At 40.8% G+C, this 25,496-nt stretch carries 21 protein-coding genes; 7 read left to right on the forward strand and 14 right to left on the reverse strand.

The window, feature by feature from the left end; translation table 11 throughout:
* Positions 1–89 precede the first annotated feature (89 nt).
* Positions 90–1,034, forward strand: coding sequence for a GSCFA domain-containing protein (locus MWU84_RS16545; protein WP_246903728.1), 945 nt, complete (start codon positions 90–92; stop codon positions 1,032–1,034).
* A gap of 3 nt (positions 1,035–1,037) precedes the next feature.
* On the forward strand, positions 1,038–1,649 hold the full coding sequence (locus MWU84_RS16550; RefSeq protein WP_246903730.1) for a DUF4230 domain-containing protein: 612 nt from the start codon (positions 1,038–1,040) through the stop codon (positions 1,647–1,649).
* A 28-nt stretch (positions 1,650–1,677) separates the two neighbouring features.
* On the opposite strand, the gene MWU84_RS16555 is transcribed toward MWU84_RS16550, so the two are convergent.
* The 4 genes from MWU84_RS16555 to MWU84_RS16570 form a co-directional block, all read right to left on the reverse strand.
* Entirely contained in the window at positions 1,678–2,943 is a 1,266-nt protein-coding gene (locus tag MWU84_RS16555; protein WP_246903732.1) for an acetylxylan esterase, read from the reverse strand.
* A 62-nt stretch (positions 2,944–3,005) separates the two neighbouring features.
* Complete coding sequence (locus tag MWU84_RS16560) at positions 3,006–4,757, reverse strand: aromatic amino acid hydroxylase (protein WP_246903734.1); 1,752 nt, start codon at positions 4,755–4,757, stop codon at positions 3,006–3,008.
* A 247-nt stretch (positions 4,758–5,004) separates the two neighbouring features.
* Entirely contained in the window at positions 5,005–5,565 is a 561-nt protein-coding gene (locus MWU84_RS16565) for a DUF4136 domain-containing protein (RefSeq protein ID WP_246903742.1), read from the reverse strand.
* 68 nt (positions 5,566–5,633) lie between these two features.
* On the reverse strand, positions 5,634–5,801 hold the full coding sequence (locus MWU84_RS16570; RefSeq protein ID WP_246903750.1) for a DUF5522 domain-containing protein: 168 nt from the start codon (positions 5,799–5,801) through the stop codon (positions 5,634–5,636).
* A 523-nt stretch (positions 5,802–6,324) separates the two neighbouring features.
* Between MWU84_RS16570 and MWU84_RS16580 the strand changes: the two genes are divergently transcribed.
* Genes MWU84_RS16580 through hemL form a run of 3 tightly spaced genes read left to right on the forward strand, consistent with a single transcriptional unit; the run spans position 6,325 to position 9,371 of the window.
* Positions 6,325–7,230, forward strand: a complete 906-nt coding sequence (locus MWU84_RS16580; protein ID WP_246903755.1) for a pyridoxal-phosphate dependent enzyme — start codon at positions 6,325–6,327, stop codon at positions 7,228–7,230.
* Positions 7,227–8,075: a glucosaminidase domain-containing protein gene (locus MWU84_RS16585; RefSeq protein ID WP_246903757.1), complete on the forward strand. Its 849-nt coding sequence runs from the start codon at positions 7,227–7,229 to the stop codon at positions 8,073–8,075. The genes MWU84_RS16580 and MWU84_RS16585 overlap by 4 nt, the downstream gene beginning before the upstream one ends.
* A 3-nt stretch (positions 8,076–8,078) precedes the next feature.
* A complete protein-coding gene (gene hemL / locus MWU84_RS16590) occupies positions 8,079–9,371 on the forward strand; it encodes a glutamate-1-semialdehyde 2,1-aminomutase (RefSeq protein ID WP_246903759.1) in 1,293 nt (430 codons plus the stop codon).
* A 65-nt stretch (positions 9,372–9,436) separates the two neighbouring features.
* Here the strand turns inward: hemL and MWU84_RS16595 are convergent, their stop codons facing one another.
* From MWU84_RS16595 to lysS, 10 genes are all read right to left on the reverse strand, one after another.
* Positions 9,437–9,886, reverse strand: a complete 450-nt coding sequence (locus MWU84_RS16595; RefSeq protein WP_246903761.1) for a hypothetical protein — start codon at positions 9,884–9,886, stop codon at positions 9,437–9,439.
* Positions 9,887–10,123: 237 nt separating this feature from the next.
* Entirely contained in the window at positions 10,124–10,303 is a 180-nt protein-coding gene (locus tag MWU84_RS16600) for a hypothetical protein (RefSeq protein ID WP_246903763.1), read from the reverse strand.
* 138 nt (positions 10,304–10,441) lie between these two features.
* Complete coding sequence (locus tag MWU84_RS16605; protein WP_246903765.1) at positions 10,442–10,627, reverse strand: hypothetical protein; 186 nt, start codon at positions 10,625–10,627, stop codon at positions 10,442–10,444.
* 221 nt (positions 10,628–10,848) lie between these two features.
* Positions 10,849–13,350: a zinc-dependent metalloprotease gene (locus MWU84_RS16610; RefSeq protein WP_246903767.1), complete on the reverse strand. Its 2,502-nt coding sequence runs from the start codon at positions 13,348–13,350 to the stop codon at positions 10,849–10,851.
* Positions 13,351–13,683: 333 nt separating this feature from the next.
* Positions 13,684–15,114: a DASS family sodium-coupled anion symporter gene (locus MWU84_RS16615; RefSeq protein WP_246903769.1), complete on the reverse strand. Its 1,431-nt coding sequence runs from the start codon at positions 15,112–15,114 to the stop codon at positions 13,684–13,686.
* Positions 15,115–15,209: 95 nt separating this feature from the next.
* A complete protein-coding gene (locus MWU84_RS16620) occupies positions 15,210–16,649 on the reverse strand; it encodes a PKD domain-containing protein (protein WP_246903771.1) in 1,440 nt (479 codons plus the stop codon).
* 110 nt (positions 16,650–16,759) lie between these two features.
* Entirely contained in the window at positions 16,760–18,157 is a 1,398-nt protein-coding gene (locus MWU84_RS16625) for a c-type cytochrome domain-containing protein (protein WP_246903773.1), read from the reverse strand.
* Positions 18,158–18,278: 121 nt separating this feature from the next.
* Entirely contained in the window at positions 18,279–19,787 is a 1,509-nt protein-coding gene (locus MWU84_RS16630; RefSeq protein WP_246903775.1) for a DUF1501 domain-containing protein, read from the reverse strand.
* Positions 19,788–19,789: 2 nt separating this feature from the next.
* Positions 19,790–22,522, reverse strand: coding sequence for a PSD1 and planctomycete cytochrome C domain-containing protein (locus MWU84_RS16635; protein ID WP_246903777.1), 2,733 nt, complete (start codon positions 22,520–22,522; stop codon positions 19,790–19,792).
* Between the two features lie 278 nt (positions 22,523–22,800).
* A complete protein-coding gene (gene lysS / locus MWU84_RS16640) occupies positions 22,801–24,492 on the reverse strand; it encodes a lysine--tRNA ligase (protein WP_246903779.1) in 1,692 nt (563 codons plus the stop codon).
* Positions 24,493–24,682: 190 nt separating this feature from the next.
* Here lysS and MWU84_RS16645 point away from each other — a divergent pair, with 190 nt between their 5' ends.
* Both MWU84_RS16645 and MWU84_RS16650 read left to right on the forward strand, forming a co-directional pair.
* Positions 24,683–24,838, forward strand: coding sequence for a YqaE/Pmp3 family membrane protein (locus MWU84_RS16645; protein WP_072860763.1), 156 nt, complete (start codon positions 24,683–24,685; stop codon positions 24,836–24,838).
* A 248-nt stretch (positions 24,839–25,086) separates the two neighbouring features.
* Positions 25,087–25,455, forward strand: coding sequence for an endonuclease domain-containing protein (locus MWU84_RS16650; RefSeq protein ID WP_246903781.1), 369 nt, complete (start codon positions 25,087–25,089; stop codon positions 25,453–25,455).
* The last annotated feature ends 41 nt before the right edge of the window (positions 25,456–25,496 follow it).

Genomic DNA, 25,496 nt, shown 5'->3' on the forward strand with positions numbered 1-25,496 from the left:
GTGAAGAAAGGATAAACCTTAATGTCCGTTCGAGATAACATGGCACAATAATTATAAATTTTTTTAGCAATAGGCAAGCACTAATTTGCATGAAATTACAAACCCAAATACCTCTGAAAAAAGCTGAAAGTCAGATTGATTACAGCAGTCGATTAGTAGTGTTGGGGTCTTGCTTTTCTGATAATATTGGAGACAAACTGGACTATCATAAATTCCAAACACTTCAAAATCCATTTGGAGTTTTGTTTCATCCTTTGGCTATTCAAAACTTAATTTCCAGGGCTATACAGCAGGAGCAATACACAGAGGAAGAGGTGTTTTTTCTAAATGAGCGCTGGCAGTGCTATGATGCACATTCCGATTTGTCCTCTGTTACAAAAGAAGGGTTGCTCGCTAATTTAAACTCCGGGTTAATTGAAACGAAACTAGGGGTTACCAAGGCTTCCCATATCTTTATTACTTTAGGGACCGCATGGGCCTATCAATTGAAAGAGAGTGGAAAAGAGGTCGCCAATTGCCATAAAGTGCCACAAATGGCCTTTGCCAAACAACTACTCTCAATAGAAAAAATTGTTCAAGGTTTAGAGGGAATGGTACAGCAGATTCGATCTGTAAACATAAAGGCCAACATTATTTTTACGGTTTCCCCAGTGCGTCATTTGAAGGATGGTTTTATAGAAAATCAACGGAGTAAGGCGCATTTGATAACCGCTATCCACCAAATATTGGAAAAAGTTAGTGCCGTGTATTTCCCTAGTTACGAACTGATGATGGATGAACTTCGGGATTATCGCTTTTACGGGGATGATCTGGTGCATCCCAATGATATGGCGATCGAATATTTGTGGGATAAGTTTAAAACGGTTTGGATTGATCAAGAGGCATTGCCGGTGATGGAAAAGGTGGCAGCAGTACAACGAGGACTAAAGCATAGGCCGTTTAACCCGGTATCGGAAAAGCATCGGGAATTCCTAAAGGCACTTGATCTAAAAATTGCGTACCTTCAAAAGAAGTATCCTTACATGAAATTTTAGTGCATGAAGAAAATATTGATAGGGGTAATCCTTACGTTGGCCGTGGTTTTGATTTTTCGTTCCTGCTCTGAGGAGAAAGAAAAGAAGTCCATTTTGAAAGAAAATTCCATGCTCATTCAGGAGCAGATAAATAATGTTTCCAAACTGATCGTTACCGAGGGGCATTTTGCCGAAGTTTATAATTATAAGGATTCCCAGCAATTATTTGGACCGTTGATTACTGCGGATAAGAAGGCATTGGTGGTGGTAAATGCGGAAGTGACCGTGGCCTATGATCTAAGTGTGATAAAATTTGAAATCGACGAGAAGAACAAAACCCTAAGGATAATAGATATCCCAGAGCCCGAAATAAAAATAAACCCCGATTTTGAATATTATGATGTCACTTCCGATTATTTAAACCAGTTCAATGCCGAGGATTACAACAAAATAAAGCGCAATGTAAACGCCTCCCTATTGAAAAAAATAGAGGCCTCCACTTTAAGATCCAATGCCAGTAACAGACTGGTGAGTGAACTTTCCAAATTCTTGGTGCTTACCAATTCTATGGGGTGGACACTGGCTTATGGTGATAACGAGATCGAAAACTTCGATGGCTTAAGGTTGCTGGATTAAATAAATGCCGATTGGGCTAATTTCCACTTTATTTCACAAAAGCATTTGCCCATTTAATATAATTTTCCCAATCGTAATCGGTTACATCGTGCTTGCCGGTGCGAATGTGGTAGGAGACCGTATTATGGACGGGCTCGTTTATCTTGGGCATATCCGTGGTTTCTATTCCTTTTTTACCGTATAGGTTATATACAGAAGAGGCGTAGTGGGCGGAAAGGAATTCACCTCTTGGATCGGCCCATTGGTCTTCGGCTGCACTGGCTACATAAAGAGGTCTTGGTGCAATTAATGCCAAGAGTTGGTGCTGGTCTATAGCCAAGGCTTCTTCATTGTCGCTGTACTGATTAAAATTGTCGCAGAACCAATGTGGAAAACTTGTGTTGATACGGCCAACAGTTTCGCCAAATTTCCTCTTGGACAAGGCAGCACCCCCACATCCGGAATCATTGGAAATTACCCCGGCAAACCTTTGGTCCGTGGCTCCTGCCCAAAGTGATGTTTTGCCCAAGCGTGAATGACCAAAGGCAATCACCTTTGAAGCATCGATATCAGCATCCTTTTCAAAATAATCCAAAGCTCTTACCATACCCCAACTCCAAGCCGCAATACTTCCCCATTCATCTGGTTTGGGTTGTTCTTGGTTTCTGTCGTATAATAAACTGTGGACTCCGTCCGAGAAATCATTTTTGTCCGGATCTACTTCGCCATAGTAAATGGTGGCTAGGCCGTAACCGGCTTCCAAGATTTTTTCCACTGCCCATCGATTCGTTCTTTTTCCCCTTGACTCTTCGGTCAAGGTGTTGTTTTCAATTTGGAATGATTCATTGTTATTGGCCCAGGCAGATGAAATCAATACGGCCTTGTCTTCCGTAATCGTATGGTTGCCATAAAAATTATAGCCCAAAAAAACGGGTGCTTTTGCTATATTCTTGGGCAGATAAAGCAAAATGGTATAGCTCAAGGTTTTGCCATTGTTCTTAAAAGTAAGTTCTACCTGCTTGCGCTTGGCTTTTCCGTTAAGAGCATTGTTATCCTGTTCCAAAATGTTATAGGAGTCTATTTTAAGGGTCTTGGGAATCTTGCCATAAACGCTGTTTTCAAAAAAATGAAGTAGCTCCGGCCGTCTTGTTTTTTCCCATTTTTTAACCGATTTGATCTTTTTTCCTTTAAATGTCGTCAGCGGATCTGGCACCTCAAAGGAAGGGACTTGGCTTTCATTATAATTGGTTTGTGATAGTAGAGGGGACATGGACAATATAAAAAAGGCACACACAAAACAAGTTAGAAGCTTCATTTAATATCTTTTACAGTTAAGAGTATAAATATAGGAAATCCTTAGGGAAATAATGCACAAGCTTATGCTACTAAACTTTTGTCTACCAACTCCAGTCCGTCGTCTATCAGATGGCCTAATTGTGGTTTTTGGAGCTTAAGGGCTTCCAAGTGTGCTTTCAGATCTTTGGCAAAACTTCCGTCGCCATTATTTTTTGCCAATTCGTACAATTCAACCGAAAGCAACCAATCTTCTGGGTGGTTGGCTTTTATTTCCTGGAAGACTTTGTTTCTGGAGATAGTTACATTTTTACCTTCCCTAAATTCCCTGACCTGCTTGTATAATTGTTCCAATTGTTTTCTTTTTTCAGTTTTGGCCGATTTTATGGTGGTGTCGGTTACTTTGTGCGTAACCAGATCAAAACTTTTTAAATCCGCGGGACCATTAAATACAGAAACAATATTTTCCCCCACAGCCATATGGTAAAGTCCCCAATCTGGGCTAAAGAGTATTTTTTCGCCATGGGTAACCGTACAATTTGCCAAGGTAACCAGAATTATTTCTCCCTTGAGGTTTCTGGTACCCGTAATAATTTTCCCGGATACTTTTATATCGCCAATAAATTCCAGGGCCACTACTTCACCTTCATAAATACTGTAGGCTTTTAAATCGCGGGGGCTCATATCCTCTATCGCAAGATTTATGCCCTTCAATTTTCCTATGGGCGAACCAAAGCTGTTCGGATGCTGTTCAATACCGTGTCCTATCAATTCCTTTTCCCGGTAAGCAAGGGCTGTATTGCCTTTGGTCTGAAGATAGACCGGTTTGCCTTCATGGGCAATTACACTGGCAAAATTCCCGGATATTTGCAGGCCTGTACTTAGTTCCACCGTCCCCAGTACCTTGGAGTTGATAAGCTTTTCCAGACCACTTAGGCCACCTTTCCTTAAGGACATGGTGTTAGCAAATTCTTCCAGCACTTGATTCAGGTAGGCAAAATCAGGGGTGACAAAAAGTTGTGGTTGTGGTTGGGTTATATCAAAGGAAGTATGTGCCGCTTCTAAGGAATAAGGAATTTTTTTAACCTTATTGGTCATGCACCAGGCACTTTCACCAATGGAGGAAAGTAAACCCGCACCGTATATTTTTGGTTGGTCTACAGTACCGATCAGCCCATATTCTACGGTCCACCAATGAAGGTTTCTGATCAGCGCCATTTCACTGGGTTCTCCCATATCCAATTGTAGGTCCTCAATTTTCTTTTGTGCCCTATCTATGTCCGCTTGGGGGGTGCCTTCGGCCTCCTTTATGATGGATAAATGCCTAACGGCTTCGTATAGTTCATAATCCTTGGCACTGGAAATGGCCTTGGAGCCTATTTCCCCAAACCTACGCAGGTATTCGGCATATTCCGGATTGGCAATAATAGGGGCGTGCCCTGCTCCTTCGTGGATAATATCGGGTGCGGGGGTATATTCAATATGTTCCAATTGCCTAATATCCGAGGCTATGACCAAGACATTGTAGGCTTGGAATTCCATAAAGGCCGAAGGAGGGATGAAACCATCTACGGCCACGGCCGCCCATCCTATTTCCTTCAATATTCTGTTCATACCGTACATATTGGGAATATAGTCTATAGAAATCCCCGTTTTTTTTAGTCCCTCCATATAACTCTTATGGGCCACCGTACTCAAGTAATCTACATTTTTTCGCATTACATATCGCCAGACTGCCTGATCGATAGGGGAGTAGTCCTCATAATTTTGAGGTTTTATATACTGCTTCAAATGCTTGGGAAGCTTATCTAAGATGTAGTTGCTTTCAAAAGACATAGTCTGAGTTTTATTCCTTTTAAAGATACAAAATGCGCCCGTGTCTCCCAAGAAGGGCCTTTTGTAATTACATAGCTAAAGAAAGTAAAAGGGCACTTAAAAAAAATGGTTTAATGTCAGTTTTAGATAACCTATTTTTTGGACGGGAATCAAAAAAAATTCCCCGCCTGAATAGGAAGGGAATATAGGGGGATTTAATCTAAGACAGAACCTAGAAGATTCTCTATATAATGATATGGTCAACTTTTTAATTCATGGTCGACTCGGGAGGATAAGCTTCCAATATTTCGGAAACGAACTCTTTAATCCTTTGTTCTTTCTTTTCTATATTTCTAATGTTGTTCAAGGTGCCAACACCCCTTCCTTGCCAAACCAGTTCCTTGTTCTTGGCATCAATGATGTCAATATATAGGGAGCCCTCGGTCCTTGTGCTAACATTGTTTCCTCCGTAATATGGGGACCCCCAGTAAAATGGAGACCAACCCCAGCCATAGAACCCTGCGCCCCAATAGTTGCTGTACACATCTACCTGTTGTCTTTCTTTGGTAAAGATGCTCAATAACATATCGGGATCTTCGGATTTCACGAAACCTCTAGAGCTCATTTCCGCATCAATGGCCTTTAAAATTCTCTTTTTGTCCAAATCCGAAATCTGGGCCTTGTCTATCCCGGTTTTATAAAAGGCATAGGTTTTGAGGGAATTAAAATTTGCTTCTTTATCATAATCCGATAATACACGTACCGAGGAGCAGGAACTGGCAAAGAGCAGGACCATGATCGGAACGACTAAAAATTTGATCTTTTTCATAGCTTATATATTTGAATTAGTACTTGTGATATTCCATTTAAATAGGCTCAAAAATCATGCCGAATACCTTAGTTGTGGCGCTGTGCGTTCGTTTTTTGATCATAGCCGTACGGACAATGTCTGCAGCCACTTTCGCAACAGTACCCCCGTTTTAGATGATATTGTTTCGTAAAAACTCTGTATCCTTCCTCTGAAAGGTAATAATCCCCTTCTTCCAATGGTATAAATTTCTTCATTGCCGTAAATTTATAGGATTTAGACCAAATAATTTAAGCTGGTCGGCCATGTGGAGGTTAATTTAACAGAGTTTAGCATACTTTTTGTATTTGAACCTATTTTGTTCGTAGTAAGTCGATTATGGAAAATTTTTTTGAAGAGCCCCTGTTATCTTTGATAAGCGTGCTATTTACCTAAAAGAATGATTTTAGTATTTAAACATTTATTTTACAAGAACTATGTTGGACTATCCATATGGCCCTTCATTATTTTAAAAAATTCTTCTTTAAAAAAGGATGTTACGCTACTCAATCACGAAAGAATACATCTACGTCAGCAACAGGAATTGTTGATAGTGCCCTTTTATTTTTTGTATTTAACGGAGGGCTTCATTAGGTTTCTTATGTGTTTTGACGCCTACAAGGCCTACCAAAATATTAGCTTTGAAAGGGAGGCTTACGATAATGAAACTAATTTATATTATCTGCAAGAGAGAAGGACGTTTAGTTTTATTAAATATCTTTGGGGTCAAAAGCCTTCAACGTGCAGGGAATAAATCAGGAAGTAAACCTTTCTATTTTACATAAAAAACAGGTTACCCTAGTGGTAAAAAGGGAAGACCTGATACACCCTTTTATCTCTGGCAATAAATACCGAAAACTTAAGTACAATATCTTGGAGGCCAAACAAAGGGGCTTGAATACCATTCTAACTTTTGGTGGTGCCTACTCCAACCATATTGCAGCCACCGCTTATGCGGGAAAATTGCATGGTATAAGGACCATTGGGGTAATAAGGGGCGAGGAGCTAAGCCAAAATTGGATGCTTAATCCCACTTTGATGCAAGCCCATGAGCACGGGATGGATTTTAAATTTATTTCCAGGGAGGATTATAGGCGTAGGAACGAGAAATCTTTTTTGGAGCTGTTGGGTAGGGACTTGGCCCCCTATTACTTAATTCCTGAAGGGGGAACAAATTTGCTGGCAGTTAAAGGTTGTGAAGAAATATTGAGCCCTGAAGATGCGGATTTTAACGTTCTATGTTCCAGTGTAGGAACAGGTGGCACCTTGGCCGGTATTATCAATTCTTCCCTTCATTACCAGAGAATTATAGGCTTTCCTTCATTGAAAGGTGATTTTTTAAAGAAAGATATTCGTAATTTTACCGCCAAAGAAAACTGGGAAATCAATACCGATTATCATTTTGGAGGGTATGCCAAGGTTTCTGAAGTGCTTATAGAGTTTATTAATTATTTTAGGGAAAAGACCAATATTCCTACAGATCCCATATACACAGGGAAGCTTTTATTTGGCATTTTAGATCTGGTAAAAAATGATTATTTTATGCCAGGAACCAAAATTTTGGCTATACACAGTGGTGGTTTACAGGGGATAGCAGGTATGAATTTAGTTTTAAAAAAGAAGAATCTTCCATTAATAAAAGTATGATAAAGAGAATAGCGATAACAACAATACTAGTTTTATTCCTAGTGGGTTGCGGTGTTAAAAAGAGAACGACTTATGCTAAAAAGCCAGATCCAAGGACGACCACAACCGCTAACAGGCCGGGGTCCAAAACAGGGGTCGAGTCCAAAAGCGAGGCTGCCTATGCATTACCGGAGGACAATGGCAAATTTGTAAAATTTACGGTAAATTCTACCGAGGAATATATAGAGACATTTGGAGAAATAGCCCAGTTTGAAATGAAGGCTTATGGTATTCCTGCCAGTATTACATTGGCACAGGGCATCCTGGAAAGTGGTGCGGGTAGAGGTGTCCTTGGCGCCAAGACCAATAACCATTTCGGAATAAAATGTCATACCGGTTGGGAAGGGGATTATGATTTTCATGATGATGACGAAAAAGGGGAATGTTTTAGGAAGTATAACCATCCTATGTATTCCTTTAGGGATCATAGTATATTCTTGTCTACCCGTGCCAGATATGCTTTTTTGTTCGATTTGGATCACGATGATTATAAAGGATGGGCCCATGGTTTAAGAGAAGCGGGTTATGCAACAGACCGTAAATATGCCCATAAGTTGATCGCACTCATTGAGCGCTATGAATTGGACAAATATGACAGGACGGTTGTAAAGTCTGGGGCCATTGTAAAAAAGGAACCGAAACAGTACGAACATAAAATTCATGTGGTTCAAAAGGGAGATACCCTATATTCCATTTCCAAACGCTACTTCGTCTCCATTCCGGAATTGATGAAGTTAAACAATATGAACAACAGCAATTTGGCAGAGGGCCAAAAATTGACCGTTAAATCTGAAAAAATTAGATAGTTTATGATCTATAGAAGAAGCAGTGCTTTATTTGCTGAAGCGCAGCGTTATATCCCTGGAGGGGTAAATTCCCCTGTTAGGGCCTTTAAGGCCGTTGGAGGTAATCCTGTATTTGTAAAGGAGGCCAAAGGGGCATATTTGTACGATGAGGATGGCAACCGTTTAATTGATTATATAGCATCCTGGGGGCCGCTGATCCTAGGTCATGCCCATGCACCTGTGATCGAAGCGGTTATTGAGAAGGCAAAAATGGGGACGTCCTTTGGAATGCCAACGGAAATTGAGACGCAATTGGCCAAGTTAGCGGTTTCCATGGTCCCCAATATAGATAAGATACGTTTTGTAAACAGTGGTACAGAAGCCTGTATGAGCGCTGTGCGTTTGGCCAGGGGATTTACTGGCAAGGACAAAATAATAAAATTTGCCGGATGCTACCACGGGCATTCGGATTCCTTTTTAATTCAGGCGGGAAGTGGAGCGGTTACCTTTGGTAGTCCCAATAGTCCAGGGGTTACCCAAGGAACGGCCAAAGATACACTGCTGGCGGCTTACAACAATCTGGAAAGTGTAAAAGCTTTGGCTACTGCCAACAAAGGAGAAATAGCCGCCATTATTATTGAGCCTGTGGCCGGTAATATGGGATGTATTATTCCTGAAGAAAACTTTATTAAAGGATTGCGTGATCTTTGTGACCAGGAAGATATTTTACTGATTTTTGACGAGGTAATGACCGGGTTTAGATTAGCGAAAGGAGGTGCTCAGGAAGTATTGGGGGTAGATGCGGATATTGTTACTTTTGGAAAGGTAATTGGAGGTGGGTTGCCTGTTGGTGCTTTTGCAGCCAGAGCCGAGATTATGGGGCATTTGGCACCGGATGGCCCAGTTTATCAGGCCGGAACACTAAGTGGTAATCCCTTGGCGATGAGTGCCGGATTGGCCATGTTGACCGAATTGAACAATAATCCCGAAGTTTTTAGGAGCTTGGCCGATAAGACCAAATACTTGGGGAAGGGTCTTGCAAAGGTATTGACCGATAATCATATTCCGTTCCAGATGAACAGGTTTGGTTCTATGATCTCCGTTCATTTTACAGATGAACCTGTGGTAGATTTTGAAACTTCCGCAAAAGGTAACAATGCCACGTTCAAGAAATATTTCCATGGAATGTTGCAACAGGGAATTTATTTGCCCCCTAGTGCCTTTGAGAGTTACTTTTTGAACGACGCCCTAAGCTATCAAGATTTGGATGAGACCATTGTGGCGCTCTCCAATATCGCCAAGGATTTGCAGGCTTAAAATTTAAAAGGCTAAGAATTCATAACTATGAATTCTTAGCCTTCAATAAGCATTCAGGCAAGTTGTTATTTGCCGTTTGCTCTTTCTTTATGTCCTCTACCTCTTCTGTGTCCTTTCCTGTCTTTTTTCATTGCCTCCCATTTTTCATACTGCTCTGTATTCAGTATTTTTTTCATCTTTTCCTTTTGGGCGATCTGATGGTCCAACCTAGCGGTTTTCAGGGCATATCGTTCCTCAGAAGTTAACTTCTTAGCCTCACCACTTTCTTTTTTGGCCTTCATTTCTTTCATTTTCTCGGAGCGTGCCATTGCATTTTCAAGGTTTAAACTCTGAATTTGCTTTTGTTGGGCATCGGTGAGATCTAGGGCCAATGTCATCTGCTTTGTTTGCAGAGTGGCCATTTGTTCAGGAGTCATATCACTCATATCGCCTCTGTGGGGTCTTTCATGTTCTGGTTTTTGTGCTATGGCGGTAATACCGGCCATTAATACAATTAATACAACTATTTTTTTCATATTATTTATTATTTACTGTTTTGTATATAGGACAATATGATATTGGATTGGTTTAACGGGAAGGTTTATTTTAGGGCAATTTTAACACCTGTCGTATATAAATGTGAGGGGAGTATAATTAATATTGAAGGGATAATATTTAATCCTTAACGGATTAGGGATAGGTGTATTGGCAAAATTAAAAAGGGCATAAACCTAAGTTTACGCCCTTTTTCTAATCAAATTATTGGATGGTTATTATTGTACGTTGATAAACTGATTTTCAGAGTTATCGGCCAAGGTCTCAATATTTACTTCTGATTTTTCGATTGAGATCAAGTCGTTTTTTGTAGTAGTGTCCTCAGATAGCTTGTTGTAAACCAATGCGGATACCAGAAAACAAATAAAATATAATAGACTTTTTATTTTGTAGGACATAGATTTGGGGTTTTAATTATACCTCTAAATTAGATGATCTATTAGCACCAATTTGGCAAATGTTGTGAAACCTACATAAAGTTGTTGTAAAAAGACCAAGAAATGTGGTTGAAATTTTAAATAAAAGAGGACAATTATTTATTCTTTTATTTCGTCCAATTTTGCTACCCTTTTGTCGATATCTAGCTTATCAGTTTGTAGTTGAATGACTTCGGCGGAATCACGATTATTTGTATTGTTATGTTCTGGCTCCAAGGCATAGTACAAAACAGCCGAGGCTACAAAACAAACAAAATACAATAAGCTTTTAACTTTATAAGACATAGATTGGGGGGTATTAATAAAGGCTTGAAAGTAGGAAAAATATTAAAAGTCAGAAAATAAATATTGTTAAATTTTACGTTTTATCGACAAAAGGTGTCCGTTCAACGGAAAAATATTGAATTTTGGCATGAAGACAGGGCGATCTTCGAAGATCGCCCTGTCCAGTATATTCAATGTTATTTTTATAATATTTAAGGTAGTCTCCTTAAATATTGATCCACCTAACTGTTGGGGTCCAAAATTAGATCGATGCGTTCCACTGCATCCTGCAAATGATATTTGCTCATGGAATCCGTTGTCCTATTAATTGCATTTTTAAGGTCTTTTTTAAGAATGTTCAATTCCGCCCTCGCAATGGATCGTATATCGGACTGGCCTGTATTGATAGGTGTAGATTTTTGATATCCACCGAAATCTCCTTTTTTTGTTTCGTTTTCGGCAGTCATCAAGTAGGCCAATCTTTCTATATGGGCCTTTTGAAGATTTCTTCTGTAGGTGTCAATTTTATTTCCAGTGCGAGTTTCGGACCATAGCCCCTTTCTTAGGTCGGTCATCATTTCCAAAAGGGAATAGGCCTCCTTGCCGTAAATGGTTTGGTTTTCGATCATCCTGGCCAGTTTGCCCAAACTTAATATATTGTCCAGTGATCTTACCTGTAGACTTCTTATGCGCTCCACTGAACCTGAATATTCTATTTTATTAAAAATGTTTGGAACGATCAACCATTCCGGGGTTTGAAATAATTGTTCCTGTACAAATAGTAAGCAGTTTTTTTGATGTTCCCTATCTACTGGAGTGTATACGGCCCCTTCCTGATCATAGGTTTTGTAATGCTCATAAACCCCGCCAATATTATTGCTTACATGACCCATATATCTGTTGAATTGGGAAATTACCTGCCCGTAAAGGGTATTTAGATCGTCGTACTCCTTGCCTTTTTCAGCGGTCCATTCAATAAGTTTTGGGGTTATTCTTTTTAAATTTTCGATGCCGTAGGCACTGGCCTTTATGGCATCATCTCCCAAATCCTCCGTCTGTGAGCTAGGATCAACCACATCTCCCACTTGCTGGTGGCCAAAGCGGTATAAGGGATCCCCGGCGTGTTCTAAAATCCAGCTATCCAAAGTTTCTTTTTCCTCCTTAGCGGATTTGTCCAATATGGGGCGGTATCCCCAATTAATGGCATATTTGTCGTAAACACCAATTTCTGGCATCAATGCCACGCCCTCATCTCCGGGTTGGGCAATATAGTTGAATCTAGCGTAATCCATAATGGAGGGTGCTGTACCATATTTTTTGGTAAAGGAGGCCGACCGCAACGAATCTACGGGATAGGCTACACTACTGCCCATATTGTGGGGCAAGCCTAGGGTATGGCCCACTTCGTGTGCAGATACAAATCTAATTAAGCGACCCATTACCTCCTCCTTAAAGGCAACTCCTCGGGCATCAGGATTAATGGCGGCTGTTTGTACAAAAAACCAATTCCTTAACAGGGTCATTACATTGTGGTACCAGTTGATATCCGATTCCAGGATTTCACCAGTCCTAGGGTCGCTTACATGCGGTCCGTTGGCATTGGGAATCGGGGAGGCCAAATAGCGAACTACGGAATAACGCACATCCTCAGGGGACCATTCTGGATCTTCTTCAGGAGTTGGCGGATCTTTGGCCAAAATGGCATTCTTGAAGCCGGCTGCCTCAAAAGCAGTCTGCCAATCCTCGATACCCTGCTTTATAAAGGGGACCCAACTTTTTGGGGTTGCCCTGTCCACATAGTATACAATTGGTTTTTTCGGTTCCACCAATTCTCCATTTTTGTATTTTTCAATATCCTCGTCCTTAACTTCCAGTCTCCATCGGTCAAGAAAGCGCACTGTTTTGCTCTCCTGGGCATCCAAGCCATAATCTACCTGACCGCGGGCGAACCAACCTACCCGTTCATCAAAATAGCGACGTTTCATTGGTTCCTCCGGGAGCAATATCATGGAATTGTTTATTTCAATGGAGATAGACCCCAAACTTCCATTGGAAGGAGGATTACTGGCTACGTAGGTCTTTACATGTCTTGCCTCAATATTTAAAGGGTAACTTTTTAGGGAATCGATATAACTTCTGGATTCGTCCAAACGTGAAACCTTATATTCTTTGCGATAATTTTCCGGCATGCCCAGGGCATGTACATCTTTCTCAAAAAGATCGTTTACTTGGATTACCGTAGCGGGGTTCAAGCTATCTTTATTAAATGCCTTTATGTTGAACGAATACAGTACAGGTTCAAAATTGGAATTTACAACGGCTTCACTCACGGGAAGGGAATCGGCCGCAACAATATCGTAGCTTACTACCCTGAGTAATACCTTTTTTGGCAACTTTTCCCACCTAAGTACCTTAGTATTAATTTTTCCGCCTCCGAAACCGATGCCTGTAGCTGTTTTCGAAATTCTGCTCACCATTAGCATTTCCTTGTTGAACAGGGAATCTGGTATTTCGTAATAATGTTTATCATCTACCACATGCACATCAAAAAGGCCCTTGTCCGTTTTTGCATCTTTGGTAATTACCTTTTCATAGGCTTCTATTTCTCCTTTTTTTGATTTTTCCTTGTCATCGGAGGCTTCGGTTTTCTTCTCTTTCTTTTTAAAGATCTGTGCTTCTGTAGTATGGAAGCAACCTATTAGCAAGAATGCCAATAACACTTTCGCGTGTAAATTTTTAAACATATTTCAGGTAATTTCTATGAATTCTTGTGTTCTTTCAAAGAACTAAAAATAATTTAAATTTTGGAAGTAGATTTGGATTATTGCCCAATTACAAAATAATTAACGGAATTGTATCTCTTTCTGAATCTTAGGGCTTTTAATCTTGCATTATATCAGCTAAATGAATTTTTTTTACCAATTATCTGTAACATTTCTAGGTTTCAATAGTCTATTTAAATAGAGAATTTCTTTTATAGTTTATTTGAATCAAGCTTCTGTAAGGCCTTTGTGGGAACAAAGGCTTTACTTTTGTCGTGCCTTTTCCAAAAAAGTTTTCTATATGCTAGCTATGGATCAGAAGAGAAGGGGCACAACCAATTGGAACAATAGGATCAGTAAGACAACTGAGATAAGGTTCAGAACTATTCCTACCCTGGCCATCTGATAAACTTTTATATAGCCACTGGCAAAGACTATGGCATTGGGCGGGGTGGCCATAGGCAGCATAAAGGCGCAGCTACTGGCCATAGTCACCGGAATCAATAAATAAAGAACTGGAACCCCTAAGCCTATAGCTATACCTGCTACCACGGGTGCAAGTACTGCCACCAAGGCTACATTGCTCATCAGTTCTGTCATGAAGAGCATTAATAGGATTAACAAGGAAGCTGTAAATAATATGGATATTTCGCTTGTGGAAATGGCATTTGCTACCATATCTACAATGCCGCTAGTAGACATACCCTCGGCCAAGGCAAGTCCACCGCCAAATAATACCAGAATTCCCCAGGCCAATTTTTCGGTATCGCTCCAACCGATTATAAAATCTCCTTTTTTAAAGTTAAATGGAATCGCAAATAGGGAAACTGCAGCTATCATACTTATGATGGTGTCCGACAGTCCAAGCGATGGAAATATACTGTTGATAAGGGTTCTGAAAATCCATAGGAAAACTGTTATTCCAAAAATAGTGAGCACCATTTTTTCTTTGCGGCTGGTGGGCCCCAATTTATTTAATTCTTCCTGAATGATCTTCTTGGAGCCTGTAAATTTCAATTTCTTATTGGGAAAAAACCATTTTACCAGGACCAGATAGCAAATGCTTACCAAGATGATTGAAAAAGGAAGTCCAATTACCATCCATTTTAGAAAAGAGATTTCAATATTGTACTCGTTCTCCAGTAAACCTATTAAAATTGAATTTGGCGGGGTGCCGATAACGGTTGCTATGCCCCCGGCGTTTGCGGAAAAGGCGATTCCCAACATTACGTTTAGGGCAAAATTGCGATCATCTTTGGTGAAGCCATCGGCATCATTGACCAATAACCCAATAACGGACATGGCAATGGGGAGCATAACTACAGTACTTGCCGTATTGCTGATCCACATGCTTAATGCCGCTGTCGCGATCATAAACCCTAGGACAACCTTATTTGGTGTTGTTCCTGTAATTCGTATAATATTGAGGGCAATGCGTTTATGTAAATTTACCTTTTCCAAGGCCAAAGCCATCACAAAGCCTCCAAAAAATAAAAAAATGATGGGGCTGCCATAGTTGGCACCTACATCGTTGATGGGCATGATCTTAAGTAAGGGGAACAAAATCAAAGGCAACAGGGCCGCAACTGAAATGGAAACAGCCTCGGTGATCCACCAGACTACCATCCAAACGGCCACAGCGATTACCGCATCCCCTTTTTCGGAGACCAGGGTAACAGGTAAATTTAGAAGAATGAAGAAGAAGGTGGGACCCAATAACAGTCCTAATTTTTTGCTCAAATCCATATGGGAGGTTTATGGCCTTCTAAACTAGGTTATTTCCTGCAGTTATAAAAATGAAAATAGGGGAGCAGCTTTAGTTTTTTCCAATTTCCTTCCAATTAATTGAAAATAGAAGCTAAATCTATCATATTTAGGTCTTTATCCACCGCACCATATAGTATTTTGATAACCGAAAGTTCCCCTAGATTGAGGATCGACTCCTTGGTTCGGTAACCGGCAACAAAGAATAGTTTGTTGTTTATTTCCAATAATTCTGGAATAAAGCTCCCCTTGTAATTTAATTTTTTGATTTCCGTACCGGTAGGGTCGAATTTGCGCAAATAGCCATCGCCTGTTGAGATTACAAAAGAATCTCCCAAGGAGATCATTGCTTGGATATTATTGTCCTCATTAAAATTATGGGTTTTGATATGGTTTCCTTCCGAATCTGTAATGCTGAGCTCGCCATTGCCGTAGGCAACCAAGTTGCCATTGGACAATTGTATAAGGTGGTAAGCACCGTTTAGATGGTTGGCTTCGGTGATTTGCGTCCCCAAGACGGAATTACTAAGTTCTGCCGTTTTTGTAACGGTCAAATTGGTATCGAAAAATGTAAGTACAGGCCTGTAGTTTTGAATAAAGGGCAAGATTATGTTCTTGTCGAATGTTCCTCCATAAGCTACATAGCCATCAGTGGTCTTAATCATAGCGGCCAGCATGGCATTATTGGATCCAATGGTTTTGAATTGGACATCAAAGGCATCGCCATTGGCGTTCCTTTTTTCAATAACTGCTTTATAGGTGCCATTGTCTTTTTGTGTGCCATAGAAGATGAAATTTACATCCTCTTTCAGGTAACCATAAAGGTATTTGGTGGCAGAACTTAAAATGGACGTTAAAGCCCAGTTACTGTTAAGGGTTATTTCGTGTGACCCATATAATTCGGGAAGGGTGCGGGAAAAATGGATGTTCTTGTTGCCGTTGCCCAAAAAATTTATATAGGCATTTTTTGTATTAAATTGTTGGTCCGCAATGTAGTTGGAGCTGGGTACGAAATCGCTGCCCAATTCTTTGTAATAGAATTTGGATGTGGACAGGTTAACCATATCCTCGGATTTCTCCAAATAGAAAATGTTGCCGTTTTGCGGATTGATGCCCATCTCTATAGGTAGCCCGTTATATCCAGCAGAAATATCGGGAAACAGATAATAGGATTCCACAGCTGCTTCAACAAAAATCTTCTTGCTAAAGGTTGCGCTATTTTTTTGGTCATCATAAACAACAAGGGAAATGGTGAAATTTCCGCCTTCCTGAAAGCTTACGGAAGGGCTTTCTTGGTTGCTTATTTCATTATTGCCAAAATCATAGGAAAAGATTACGGCATCTTTGGAACAATTGGTCAATTGTAACGATTCTCCTATGGCTATGGTATCCTTGCTTATGGTAAAACAGGCCGTTAAACTTATTTCTTGCTCGGGGTCAGTAATGTCCCCCTTGTCTTCCTTGGTGCAGGAAACCACAAAAATGGACATGAAAATAATCGCGTAGAAGTTTTTCATACTCTTAAGATTTGGGATCCTAAAAGTATTAACGTAATTATGTCGCCATTATTTTAATATTTCGGTGTAATACAGGGATTTAACGTTGATAGTACCAAGTTAGTGGCAAACTAATAAACTATGGAATCTGTGGCTATTTTGGGGAGGTCGTAACCCCCGTAATCTATCAATAATTCCCCTTCTTGCGGTTTGCTTACTTGATCTGGTTTTTTAACAGGGGTTTTGAACAGATATACAATCTGTAATTTTTTAAATTCTTTTAATTTTGGGAGATGTACCTCTTCAAAATTTGTCCCCATAAGGTTCACGTTTTTAAGATACTCCAGTTTTTCCAAGGTTTCTATATTTTTTCCTGTTACCGCAGTATTGTCCAACTTTAATACCGTAAGGTGGGGCAGGATACTTATTTTTTCAAAAATGGCATCCGTAACTTGGGTTTCACCTAGGTCTAGGTAAACGATCTGATTTGTAAGCGAAGCAAGCAGCTCAAAATCTCCATCCGAAAATGTAGGTTTGTTGATACAGGACACTTTTATGAAATTACTTTCTTCGTTGACCCTTTCTACGTGGAAGCCTTTTTTCTTTATGGCCGAAATGGTATCTGCAGATACTTCGGCAACCACTACGTCCGGGTAGGTATCGTCTTTTGCTTTTGGAAAGAAAGCTTGGACCAATTCTTTTTTTAGGCCCATTTCCCCAATGCTCTTGTCAAAAGAATTGCCATTGGCTATCCAGGTTCTAATAATATCCAATTCTTCCTTGGAGGGCTGATCCTTATCTTTTGGTGGCATGTGGTCTTCATGTTCCAATGGCAATATCAATCTAGCGTAGAGGGAACTTTTTTCCGGGTCGTTTGGCTCAATTACCAATCCGTCCTCCCCGCCTTTCAGAATTCCATTTTCTTCTTCCAATCGCAATTCCCCCTTTTCTTTTTTGGCATTGTGACAGCTTACGCATCTAGTATTGAGGATGGGTTGTACAAGGTCTGTATATAGAATTGCCTCTTCCCAATTTTCTTCTTCCAGGGTAGGCATTTCATAAACTTCCGGGCCAACGCCCAATAGGGATTTTATACTGTTGGGCAGAGGTTCAATGAGGTAGTCCGATCCGTGGGTAATATTTCCCCCAAGATGCCCGGTGAACGATATAAGAAATAATAGTGAGTAGGATAAAAGCACCACCGGAACTCGCTTTATAAAATCGAGTTTTGAGGGTGCTGTCAACCTAAGATACATCAACAAAGAAAACAGGGCGGTGACAATACCCAGCCATAAATGGAATTTTACAGTATCAAAGGAATATCCTTCGGCTGTATAAAGCAGATAGCCGCTAATACAGGCAATGGTAGCAAAAATAAAAGCCCATTGAAACAGGATTCCAATTATTTTGGACCATTCATAATTCTTTCTATCATACCATTGCAATAGTAAGGCGGCAAGAATGAATCCTATTGGTAAATGTACTACAAGGGGGTGTAAGCGCCCTATTAATTGTTGAATAACTTCCATAGATCAACTATTTATTCAATTTTGGGCTATTTTTTTAAATGCTACCTGACTATGGTATGATAATAAGTACTGAAAAAGTATGATAAATAATCGCATGATATTGGTTTGGTCGGTTTGTGTTCTAGGCAAGAATTTCGTGTATGACATGGCCTTCCACATCTGTAAGGCGGAAGGGTCTTCCTTGAAAGTCAAAAGTAAATTGTTCGTGGTCAAAACCCAGAAGGTGCATCATGGTAGCATGCACGTCGTGTACCGAGACTTGGCCCTCCAAAGCGGAAAAGCCTATCTCATCCGTAAGTCCCCAGCTAGCACCTTTTTTAATGCCTCCTCCTGCCATCCACATGGTGAAGGCATCCCCGTGATGGTCCCTTCCCTTAAAGGCCATTTCTTTTCCTTCCCTGTTTTCCTGCATAGGTGTCCTTCCGAACTCACTTCCCCAGACCACCAAGGTTTCTTCCAATAATCCTCTTTGTTTAAGGTCTAGGAGTAGTGCTGTAATTGGCCTGTCTATTTCTGTACATTTATTTCTTAACCCAAGATCTACGGCATTGGAATGACTGTCGCCATGGCTGTCCCAGCCCCAATCGAACAATTGCACAAAGCGTACCCCGTCCTCAACGAGTTTTCTGGCCAATAGACAATTGTTGGCAAAGGATTCCTTTCCGGGTTGTACCCCGTACATTTCCTTTATATGCTCTGGTTCATTATTGATGTTCATGACCTCTGGTACTGCAGTCTGCATACGGTAGGCCATTTCGTACTGATTGATTCTGGCCAAGATCTCTGGATCGGAATATTCGTCAAATTCTTTTTTATTGATGTTGTTTATAGCATCAATAGTACTTTTTTTAAGGTTTCGGGTAATGCCTTTAGGGTCGTCTATATAAAGTACCGGATCTCCTTTGGATCGGCATTGGACACCTTGGTACACCGAGGGTAAAAAACCGCTGCCCCAGACACTTTTTCCGGCATCCGGTGTTTTTCCTCCGGAGGTAAGAACCACAAAACCTGGCAAATTCTGATTTTCGGATCCCAAACCGTAGGTAACCCAAGACCCTATACTTGGTCTGCCCAATCTGGGACTTCCGGTATGCATGAACAATTGCGCAGGCCCATGGTTAAATTGATCTGTATTTACCGCTTTAAGGAAGGCAACTTCATCCACTACTTTTGAAAAGTGGGGCAGAAAGTTGGAGACCCAATTACCGGATTCCCCGTGCTGCTTAAATTCCGCCTGTGGTCCAAGTAATTTGGGAACTCCGCGGATGAAGGCAAATTTTCGCCCTTCCAACAAGGATTGCGGACAGGCCTGATTGTTCAGTTTATGAAGGGTAGGCTTGTAATCGAACATTTCCAGTTGGGAGGGAGCGCCCGCCATATGCAAATATATAACGGATTTTACCTTGGCAGGGAATGGGGGTGCCATAGAAGCCAAGGGGTTGATGTCCCTCTCGGTTAGTGCAATCTTAGCTTTGTCATTGTTGCCAAGAAAAGAGTTACAGGACATAAAAAGTGAACCTAAGGCCAAACCTCCCATCCCGGCAACACAATCCTTTATAAAATGCCTTCGGGTCTTTGCCTGTATTTCCCGCTGTAACTTTTCTTTTATTAATCGGTCCAAACTGTTCATAACTACGATTTTGTTAAAAACTCATCCAAATTCATGATGGCATTGGCCACTACGGTCAATGCCGCTATATTGGCATCTGCATCCGCTTCATATGGAATAAATTCCGTAATATTCTGAGGTTCTTCCTTGAAATCAGAAACAGAACTGTTGTACAGTTCTTTTAATACACTTAGTTTTTCGTCACTGATGTCTAATAAAACGGCTTTCTTGTACCCTTGTCTTATGCTGCTGTCCACCTCATCACTTTGACCCATGAATTTGGCCAAATGATAGGCGGTTTCTTGGTAAACTGGGTCATTAAGGGTGACTAAAGCCTGCAATGGGGTATTGGTCACCGTTCTGCGTACCGTTGATACTTCCCTGCTGCCTGCGTCAAAAGTCAGGAAGGAAGGGTAAGGGCTGGTTCTTTTTAAATAAGTGTATACGCCCTTTCTATACTTGTCCTCTCCTTTGCTTTCCACCCAATTACCACCATTGTATACCGTTTGCCAAATACCATCCGGTTGGGGCGGCATAACACTTGGGCCGTACATTTTGGTGCTCAAAAGTCCGGATACGGCCAGGGCCTGATCGCGAATTTGTTCTGCACTCAAACGAATTCTGGGGCCACGGGCATAGAGTCGGTTTTCAGGATCCAAATTGTATAATTTGGCGTTGTTTTTTGAACTCTGCCTGTAGGTGCCGCTCATCACAATATCTTTTACCAAGGCTTTTATGCTCCAATTGTGCTCGTTCATAAATCTTAACGCCAGCCAATCGAATAATTCTGGATGGGAAGGCGGATCAGATTGGGAGCCCATATCCTCTAAGGAAGCTACTATGCCCCGGCCATAAATTTGCTGCCACACCTTATTGACCAAAGTCCTAGCCGTTAGCGGGTTCTCCTTACTGACAAGCCATCTTGAGAGTCCCAACCTATTTTTAGGCCAGGCATCGTTCCAAGCGTTGAGACTTTTGGGGGTTCCTGGTTGTACTGTATCGGTTTTCATAAGCCAACTACCCCGCTCAAAAACTTGGGTGATCCGTTTTCTATAGTCCGGGTTTTCAACCATGATAGGTAAGGAGGCTGTATCTGTATTTAATAATTTTAATAAGGTATTTTCAATGGTAGAATACTCGGCTACCGGATCATTGGGCATATCGGGAAGAAAGGCAAACCATGTAAAATATCCCAAGGCAGATTTAGGTGAGACCCTATTGTTATCCGTTTCGATATAAAGGTTTAGCTTTTCGTTCGTTTTTTTAAATGGAACTTTTCGTACTAAGTTGCCAGAAGTTTTATTGATGACAAACTGGGATAGAATTTCTCCCTCGGCATTATCCTTTCTTATCGTCATAGTAGTACCGTCTATTCCCGAAGAATATTTTAAATACATATACCCCGCACCTTGAGTGTATACATTATTTAAAAAACAGAAACCATTATCCCTCAAGGAAAGCCTTCCTTCTACGTTACCATTTTCGAATTTTTTTATTAAATGCGAATGGTAAATTGGTTCGGTGTAGGTGAGGAAGTTCTGATATTTTTCGGCAATTTGGGGACTGCCGTGGTTAGAAATCCAATCTACTATCTTTTTTATCTCCTTTTTTTGGTCCGGAGTATAAAATTTTAGAGTAGGTTCATCTTCAGAAGTATCTTCATCCCTGGAATTATTGAAAAACGCCATGAGATTGTAATACTCTTTATTTTTAAAGGGGTCATAAGTATGACTATGACATTGTACGCAGCCAATAGTGGTACTCTGCCATACCTCAAAAGTGGTATTTACTCTGTCTATTACCGCAGCGACCCTGAACTCTTCATCATCTGTTCCTCCTTCTCCGTTATTCATGGTGTTTCTATGGAAAGCCGTTGCAATGAGTTGGTCAACGGATGGTTGAGGTAAAAGATCACCGGCCAACTGCTCAATGGTAAACTGGTCATAGGGCATATCCTGGTTGAAGGCCCTTATTACCCAATCACGATATTGCCACATAGTTCTCCCCATATCACTTTCATAACCTTTGGTATCGGCATAGCGGGCTTGGTCCAACCACCAACTGGCCCACTTTTCACCATACCCATCTTGGGACAACAGCTCGTCCACCATATTTTCATAGGTAATCTTTCCGGCGGTAAAATCATTAAACAAGGAATCCTCCGGTGGAAGTCCGGTCAGGTCCAGGGCAAGTCTTCTGGCTATTACATTGGGCTCTGCTGCAGGACTCGGTTCCAAGTCGTTATTTTCCAAAGTCCTTAAAATAAAGTGGTCTATTTTATTTTGAATAAATCCCTCTAGATCACCCGAAGCGATACCTGCGGATTGTGTTGCTTCCGGAATTTCCACTTTTTCAGGCAAAGTGTAGGCCCAATGTTTGCCCCATTTAGCGCCTTGATCTACCCACTTGGTCAATAATTCTATTTCCTCTTTTGAAAGTTTGGACTTCTTATAGGGCATTCGTAATTCCGGATCATCTTCCTTTAACCTTTGAATAAAAGGACTTTTGGCGGCGTTGCCAGGGATTATGGCCGGAGTCCCGGATTCGGTATTGGCAAAGGCTTCATCCTGGAACAGAAGACTAAAGCCGCCACTTTTTTTAACCCCACCATGACAGGTAATACAATTCTTGTTCAAGATGGGTTTAATATCGGCACTAAAATCAACCGTATCGGAAGGTTGCAGCATATTCCAAACGGAAATAACAAGCACAACTGCCCCTGCTATCAATAGGAATATATATGCTTTATTTTTCATGGTTTTTACTTTGTTGAATAAAACTCCACTAATAATAAGAATAATTATGCGAAACCATAGATAATTTTGTCAAAAAATGTATTTATTAAGAATAGAACATGGAATTGTTAAATAAGGCCTATTTTGAGTTTTGTTAAGTTGAATTATTTGTTTTCCAGGAATTTTATAGGCTACACAATATAAAAATGCTTGCAATTCCCAGCTTTTTAAGTTGAGTATTGCAAGCACTTGTTATTGTTACTGAATTAGGTCTATTGTAAAACCTTCCGTTGCAGATATTATTTCTTTAGCAGCACCACTTTGGCATCTCCCTCGGTGGCTACCTTGATCAGCTCGTGCTTGGAAAGGGCCTTCATGGATTTGTCCCATTTTTTTCCACTTAAGCCTGCTTTGGTCTTAAGCTCATCCAGGGCCATTTTGCCTTCCGGCTTTAAAAGGGCAAGGATTTCTTTTTCTTCCTCGCTTAGCTCTACTTGTTTTTTCTCCGGTCTCATTTGAGGGAAGAAAAGAACTTCTTGTATGGAGGCATTGTTGGTCATTAACATGACTAAACGATCAATACCGATACCGATGCCACTGGTAGGTGGCATACCATATTCCAAGGCCCTTAGGAAGTCTTGGTCAATGAACATGGCCTCATCGTCCCCTTTTTCCGAAAGTTGAAGTTGTTCCTCGAACCTTTCGCGCTGGTCAATGGGATCGTTCAGCTCGGAATAGGCATTGGCCAATTCCTTTCCGTTTACCATCAGTTCAAAACGTTCCGTTAATGCGGGATTGTCCCTGTGCTCCTTGCACAAAGGACTCATTTCCTTGGGGTAATCTGTGATAAAGGTGGGTTGTACGTAGTGATGTTCACATTTTTCGCCAAAAATCTCATCGATAAGTTTTCCAACTCCCATACTATCATCCACCTCAATATTTAATTTCTTGGCAACTTCCCTTAGTTCCACCTCTTTCATCCCCGCCACATCAAAACCGGTATGGATCTTAATGGCTTCCAAAATGGGAACCCTAGGGTAAGGGGCCTTAAATTCTATTTCATTTTTGCCTACGGTTACTTTCGATGTGCCGTTGGAATCGATGGCCACTTTTTCCAAAAGCTTTTCGGTCATGTCCATCATCCAATTGTAATCCTTATAGGCTACATAAAGTTCCATAACCGTAAACTCAGGGTTATGGGTACGATCCATACCTTCGTTCCTAAAATCCTTGGCAAATTCATAAACCCCGTCAAAGCCACCAACAATCAATCTTTTTAGGTATAGCTCATTGGCCACCCTTAAGTATAATGGAATGTTAAGTGCGTTATGGTGCGTCATAAACGGACGTGCCGCAGCTCCGCCCGGAATGGGTTGTAATATAGGGGTTTCTACCTCCAAATACCCGGCATCGTTAAAAAACTGACGCATACTATTGGTGATCTTGGTACGCTTTATAAAATTTTTCTTAACGCTTGGATTCACTACCAGATCCACGTATCGTTGGCGATAGCGCAATTCTGGGTCGTTAAATTCATCGTAGACTTTCCCGTCGGCATCCACTTTTGGCAAGGGTAATGGGCGCAAGGATTTGCTTAGAATTGTAAAATTCTTGACCATGACCGTTTTCTCGCCTACCTGAGTGGTGAAAAGCTCCCCTTCTATGCCAATAATGTCACCAATGTCCAATAATTTCTTATACACATCATTGTACAAGGTTTTATCTTCACCTGTACAAATTTCGTCCCGGTTAAAATAGACCTGTATACGGCCTTCGCTGTCCTGTAGTTCCGCAAAGGAAGCTTTACCTTGGATTCTTCTGGACATAAGTCTTCCGGAAAGAACTACCTTTTTGCCTTCCTCATAATTCTCCTTGGCTTTTTTAGAAGTACTATTTACTGGGTAAAGTGCTGCGGGATAGGGGTCGATGCCCAATTCCCGTAACTTGCCAAGTTTTTCCCTTCTAATTACTTCTTGTTCCGAAAGTTGCATATTCTTATAAATTAAGGCTGCAAATATAGGCACTCTCCGTTAATCTATCAATCCAAAAATTGGAATTGATTGTTTTCAAAACAGTGTATTCAAATTATTCCCAATTCCTTGTAACAAAATGTTTGTTTTTTAGTCATATTGGTACACCTGTCCCGCTGAGGGGCGGCATCAATCAAAAATCGAAAAAAGCATGGGCTGTTTTAGGGTCTTGTTGGCCATTATTTTCCCGCCCTTGGCCGTAATTGGCAAGGGGTGCGGATCCTTTATTATCGTTTTTCTTCTTACCCTTTGCGGGTGGGTGCCCGGTGTTATCGCCGCGCTGATCATCCTTAACAATCCAAACTAGGGTTTTGAGGTTTGGTTTATGAGTGGAGTTTGTATCTTTGCAGGATGAACAAAAGTATTCTCTTAGAAGATTTGGGACATAAGGATTACAAGGAATAATCTATAACGGGCAAGTCCGAAAAAACCATGCCCCAACCCTGAAGGGTGAGGTTTTTTCTATTTAAAGGAATTGAGGTCGTTAATCGGGAAAAACTTAGGGTATAGATCCAATTTATGTGTAGTTAAAACAGGTCGTTAGAAGAAGAAGGAATGCATGCAGGTGCTAAGGCCGATAAGTTTGCTTACGCGGATTTATTACGAAGGACACAAACTCCACAAGAAGAAAAATTATGGGAATTCTTGAAGGTTAAACCACATGGATTCAAATTTCGAAGGCAGCATCCGTTCAATGACTACATACTCGACTTTTATTGTCATCAAGCTAAATTTGTCATTGAGCTGGACGGAAAACAACATAAATCGAATTTGGAATATGATAATGATAGAACAAGTATTTTGGAAAGTTATGGGCTGAAAGTGATTAGGTTTGACAATCAAGAAATAGACAATAATTTTAGTAAGATAACAGAGAAGTTGATAAAAATTTTAAAAGGAGTTGATAATTTTCCCTCCCTTTAGGGTTGGGGAAAGGAAAATTGATCATTTTCAGAACGATATTT

Origin of the sequence: Arenibacter sp. F20364 (genome assembly GCF_023015905.1) — a bacterium.
Lineage (GTDB): Bacteria > Bacteroidota > Bacteroidia > Flavobacteriales > Flavobacteriaceae > Arenibacter.

Excerpts from the sequence above, each read along its gene's own strand:
- MWU84_RS16645 (WP_072860763.1), top strand. The coding sequence starts at position 24,683 with ATGGGCTGTTTTAGGGTCTTGTTGGCCATTATTTTCCCGCCCTTGGCC.
- MWU84_RS16615 (WP_246903769.1), bottom strand. The coding sequence starts at position 15,114 with ATGGATTTGAGCAAAAAATTAGGACTGTTATTGGGTCCCACCTTCTTC.
- MWU84_RS16570 (WP_246903750.1), bottom strand. The coding sequence starts at position 5,801 with ATGAAGAAATTTATACCATTGGAAGAAGGGGATTATTACCTTTCAGAG.
- MWU84_RS16620 (WP_246903771.1), bottom strand. The coding sequence starts at position 16,649 with ATGAAAAACTTCTACGCGATTATTTTCATGTCCATTTTTGTGGTTTCC.
- MWU84_RS16630 (WP_246903775.1), bottom strand. The coding sequence starts at position 19,787 with ATGAACAGTTTGGACCGATTAATAAAAGAAAAGTTACAGCGGGAAATA.
- MWU84_RS16585 (WP_246903757.1), top strand. The coding sequence starts at position 7,227 with ATGATAAAGAGAATAGCGATAACAACAATACTAGTTTTATTCCTAGTG.
- lysS (WP_246903779.1), bottom strand. The coding sequence starts at position 24,492 with ATGCAACTTTCGGAACAAGAAGTAATTAGAAGGGAAAAACTTGGCAAG.
- MWU84_RS16555 (WP_246903732.1), bottom strand. The coding sequence starts at position 2,943 with ATGAAGCTTCTAACTTGTTTTGTGTGTGCCTTTTTTATATTGTCCATG.
- MWU84_RS16550 (WP_246903730.1), top strand. The coding sequence starts at position 1,038 with ATGAAGAAAATATTGATAGGGGTAATCCTTACGTTGGCCGTGGTTTTG.
- MWU84_RS16625 (WP_246903773.1), bottom strand. The coding sequence starts at position 18,157 with ATGGAAGTTATTCAACAATTAATAGGGCGCTTACACCCCCTTGTAGTA.
- MWU84_RS16605 (WP_246903765.1), bottom strand. The coding sequence starts at position 10,627 with ATGTCTTATAAAGTTAAAAGCTTATTGTATTTTGTTTGTTTTGTAGCC.
- MWU84_RS16610 (WP_246903767.1), bottom strand. The coding sequence starts at position 13,350 with ATGTTTAAAAATTTACACGCGAAAGTGTTATTGGCATTCTTGCTAATA.
- MWU84_RS16600 (WP_246903763.1), bottom strand. The coding sequence starts at position 10,303 with ATGTCCTACAAAATAAAAAGTCTATTATATTTTATTTGTTTTCTGGTA.
- MWU84_RS16595 (WP_246903761.1), bottom strand. The coding sequence starts at position 9,886 with ATGAAAAAAATAGTTGTATTAATTGTATTAATGGCCGGTATTACCGCC.
- MWU84_RS16635 (WP_246903777.1), bottom strand. The coding sequence starts at position 22,522 with ATGAAAAATAAAGCATATATATTCCTATTGATAGCAGGGGCAGTTGTG.
- MWU84_RS16650 (WP_246903781.1), top strand. The coding sequence starts at position 25,087 with ATGCATGCAGGTGCTAAGGCCGATAAGTTTGCTTACGCGGATTTATTA.
- MWU84_RS16565 (WP_246903742.1), bottom strand. The coding sequence starts at position 5,565 with ATGAAAAAGATCAAATTTTTAGTCGTTCCGATCATGGTCCTGCTCTTT.
- hemL (WP_246903759.1), top strand. The coding sequence starts at position 8,079 with ATGATCTATAGAAGAAGCAGTGCTTTATTTGCTGAAGCGCAGCGTTAT.
- MWU84_RS16545 (WP_246903728.1), top strand. The coding sequence starts at position 90 with ATGAAATTACAAACCCAAATACCTCTGAAAAAAGCTGAAAGTCAGATT.
- MWU84_RS16560 (WP_246903734.1), bottom strand. The coding sequence starts at position 4,757 with ATGTCTTTTGAAAGCAACTACATCTTAGATAAGCTTCCCAAGCATTTG.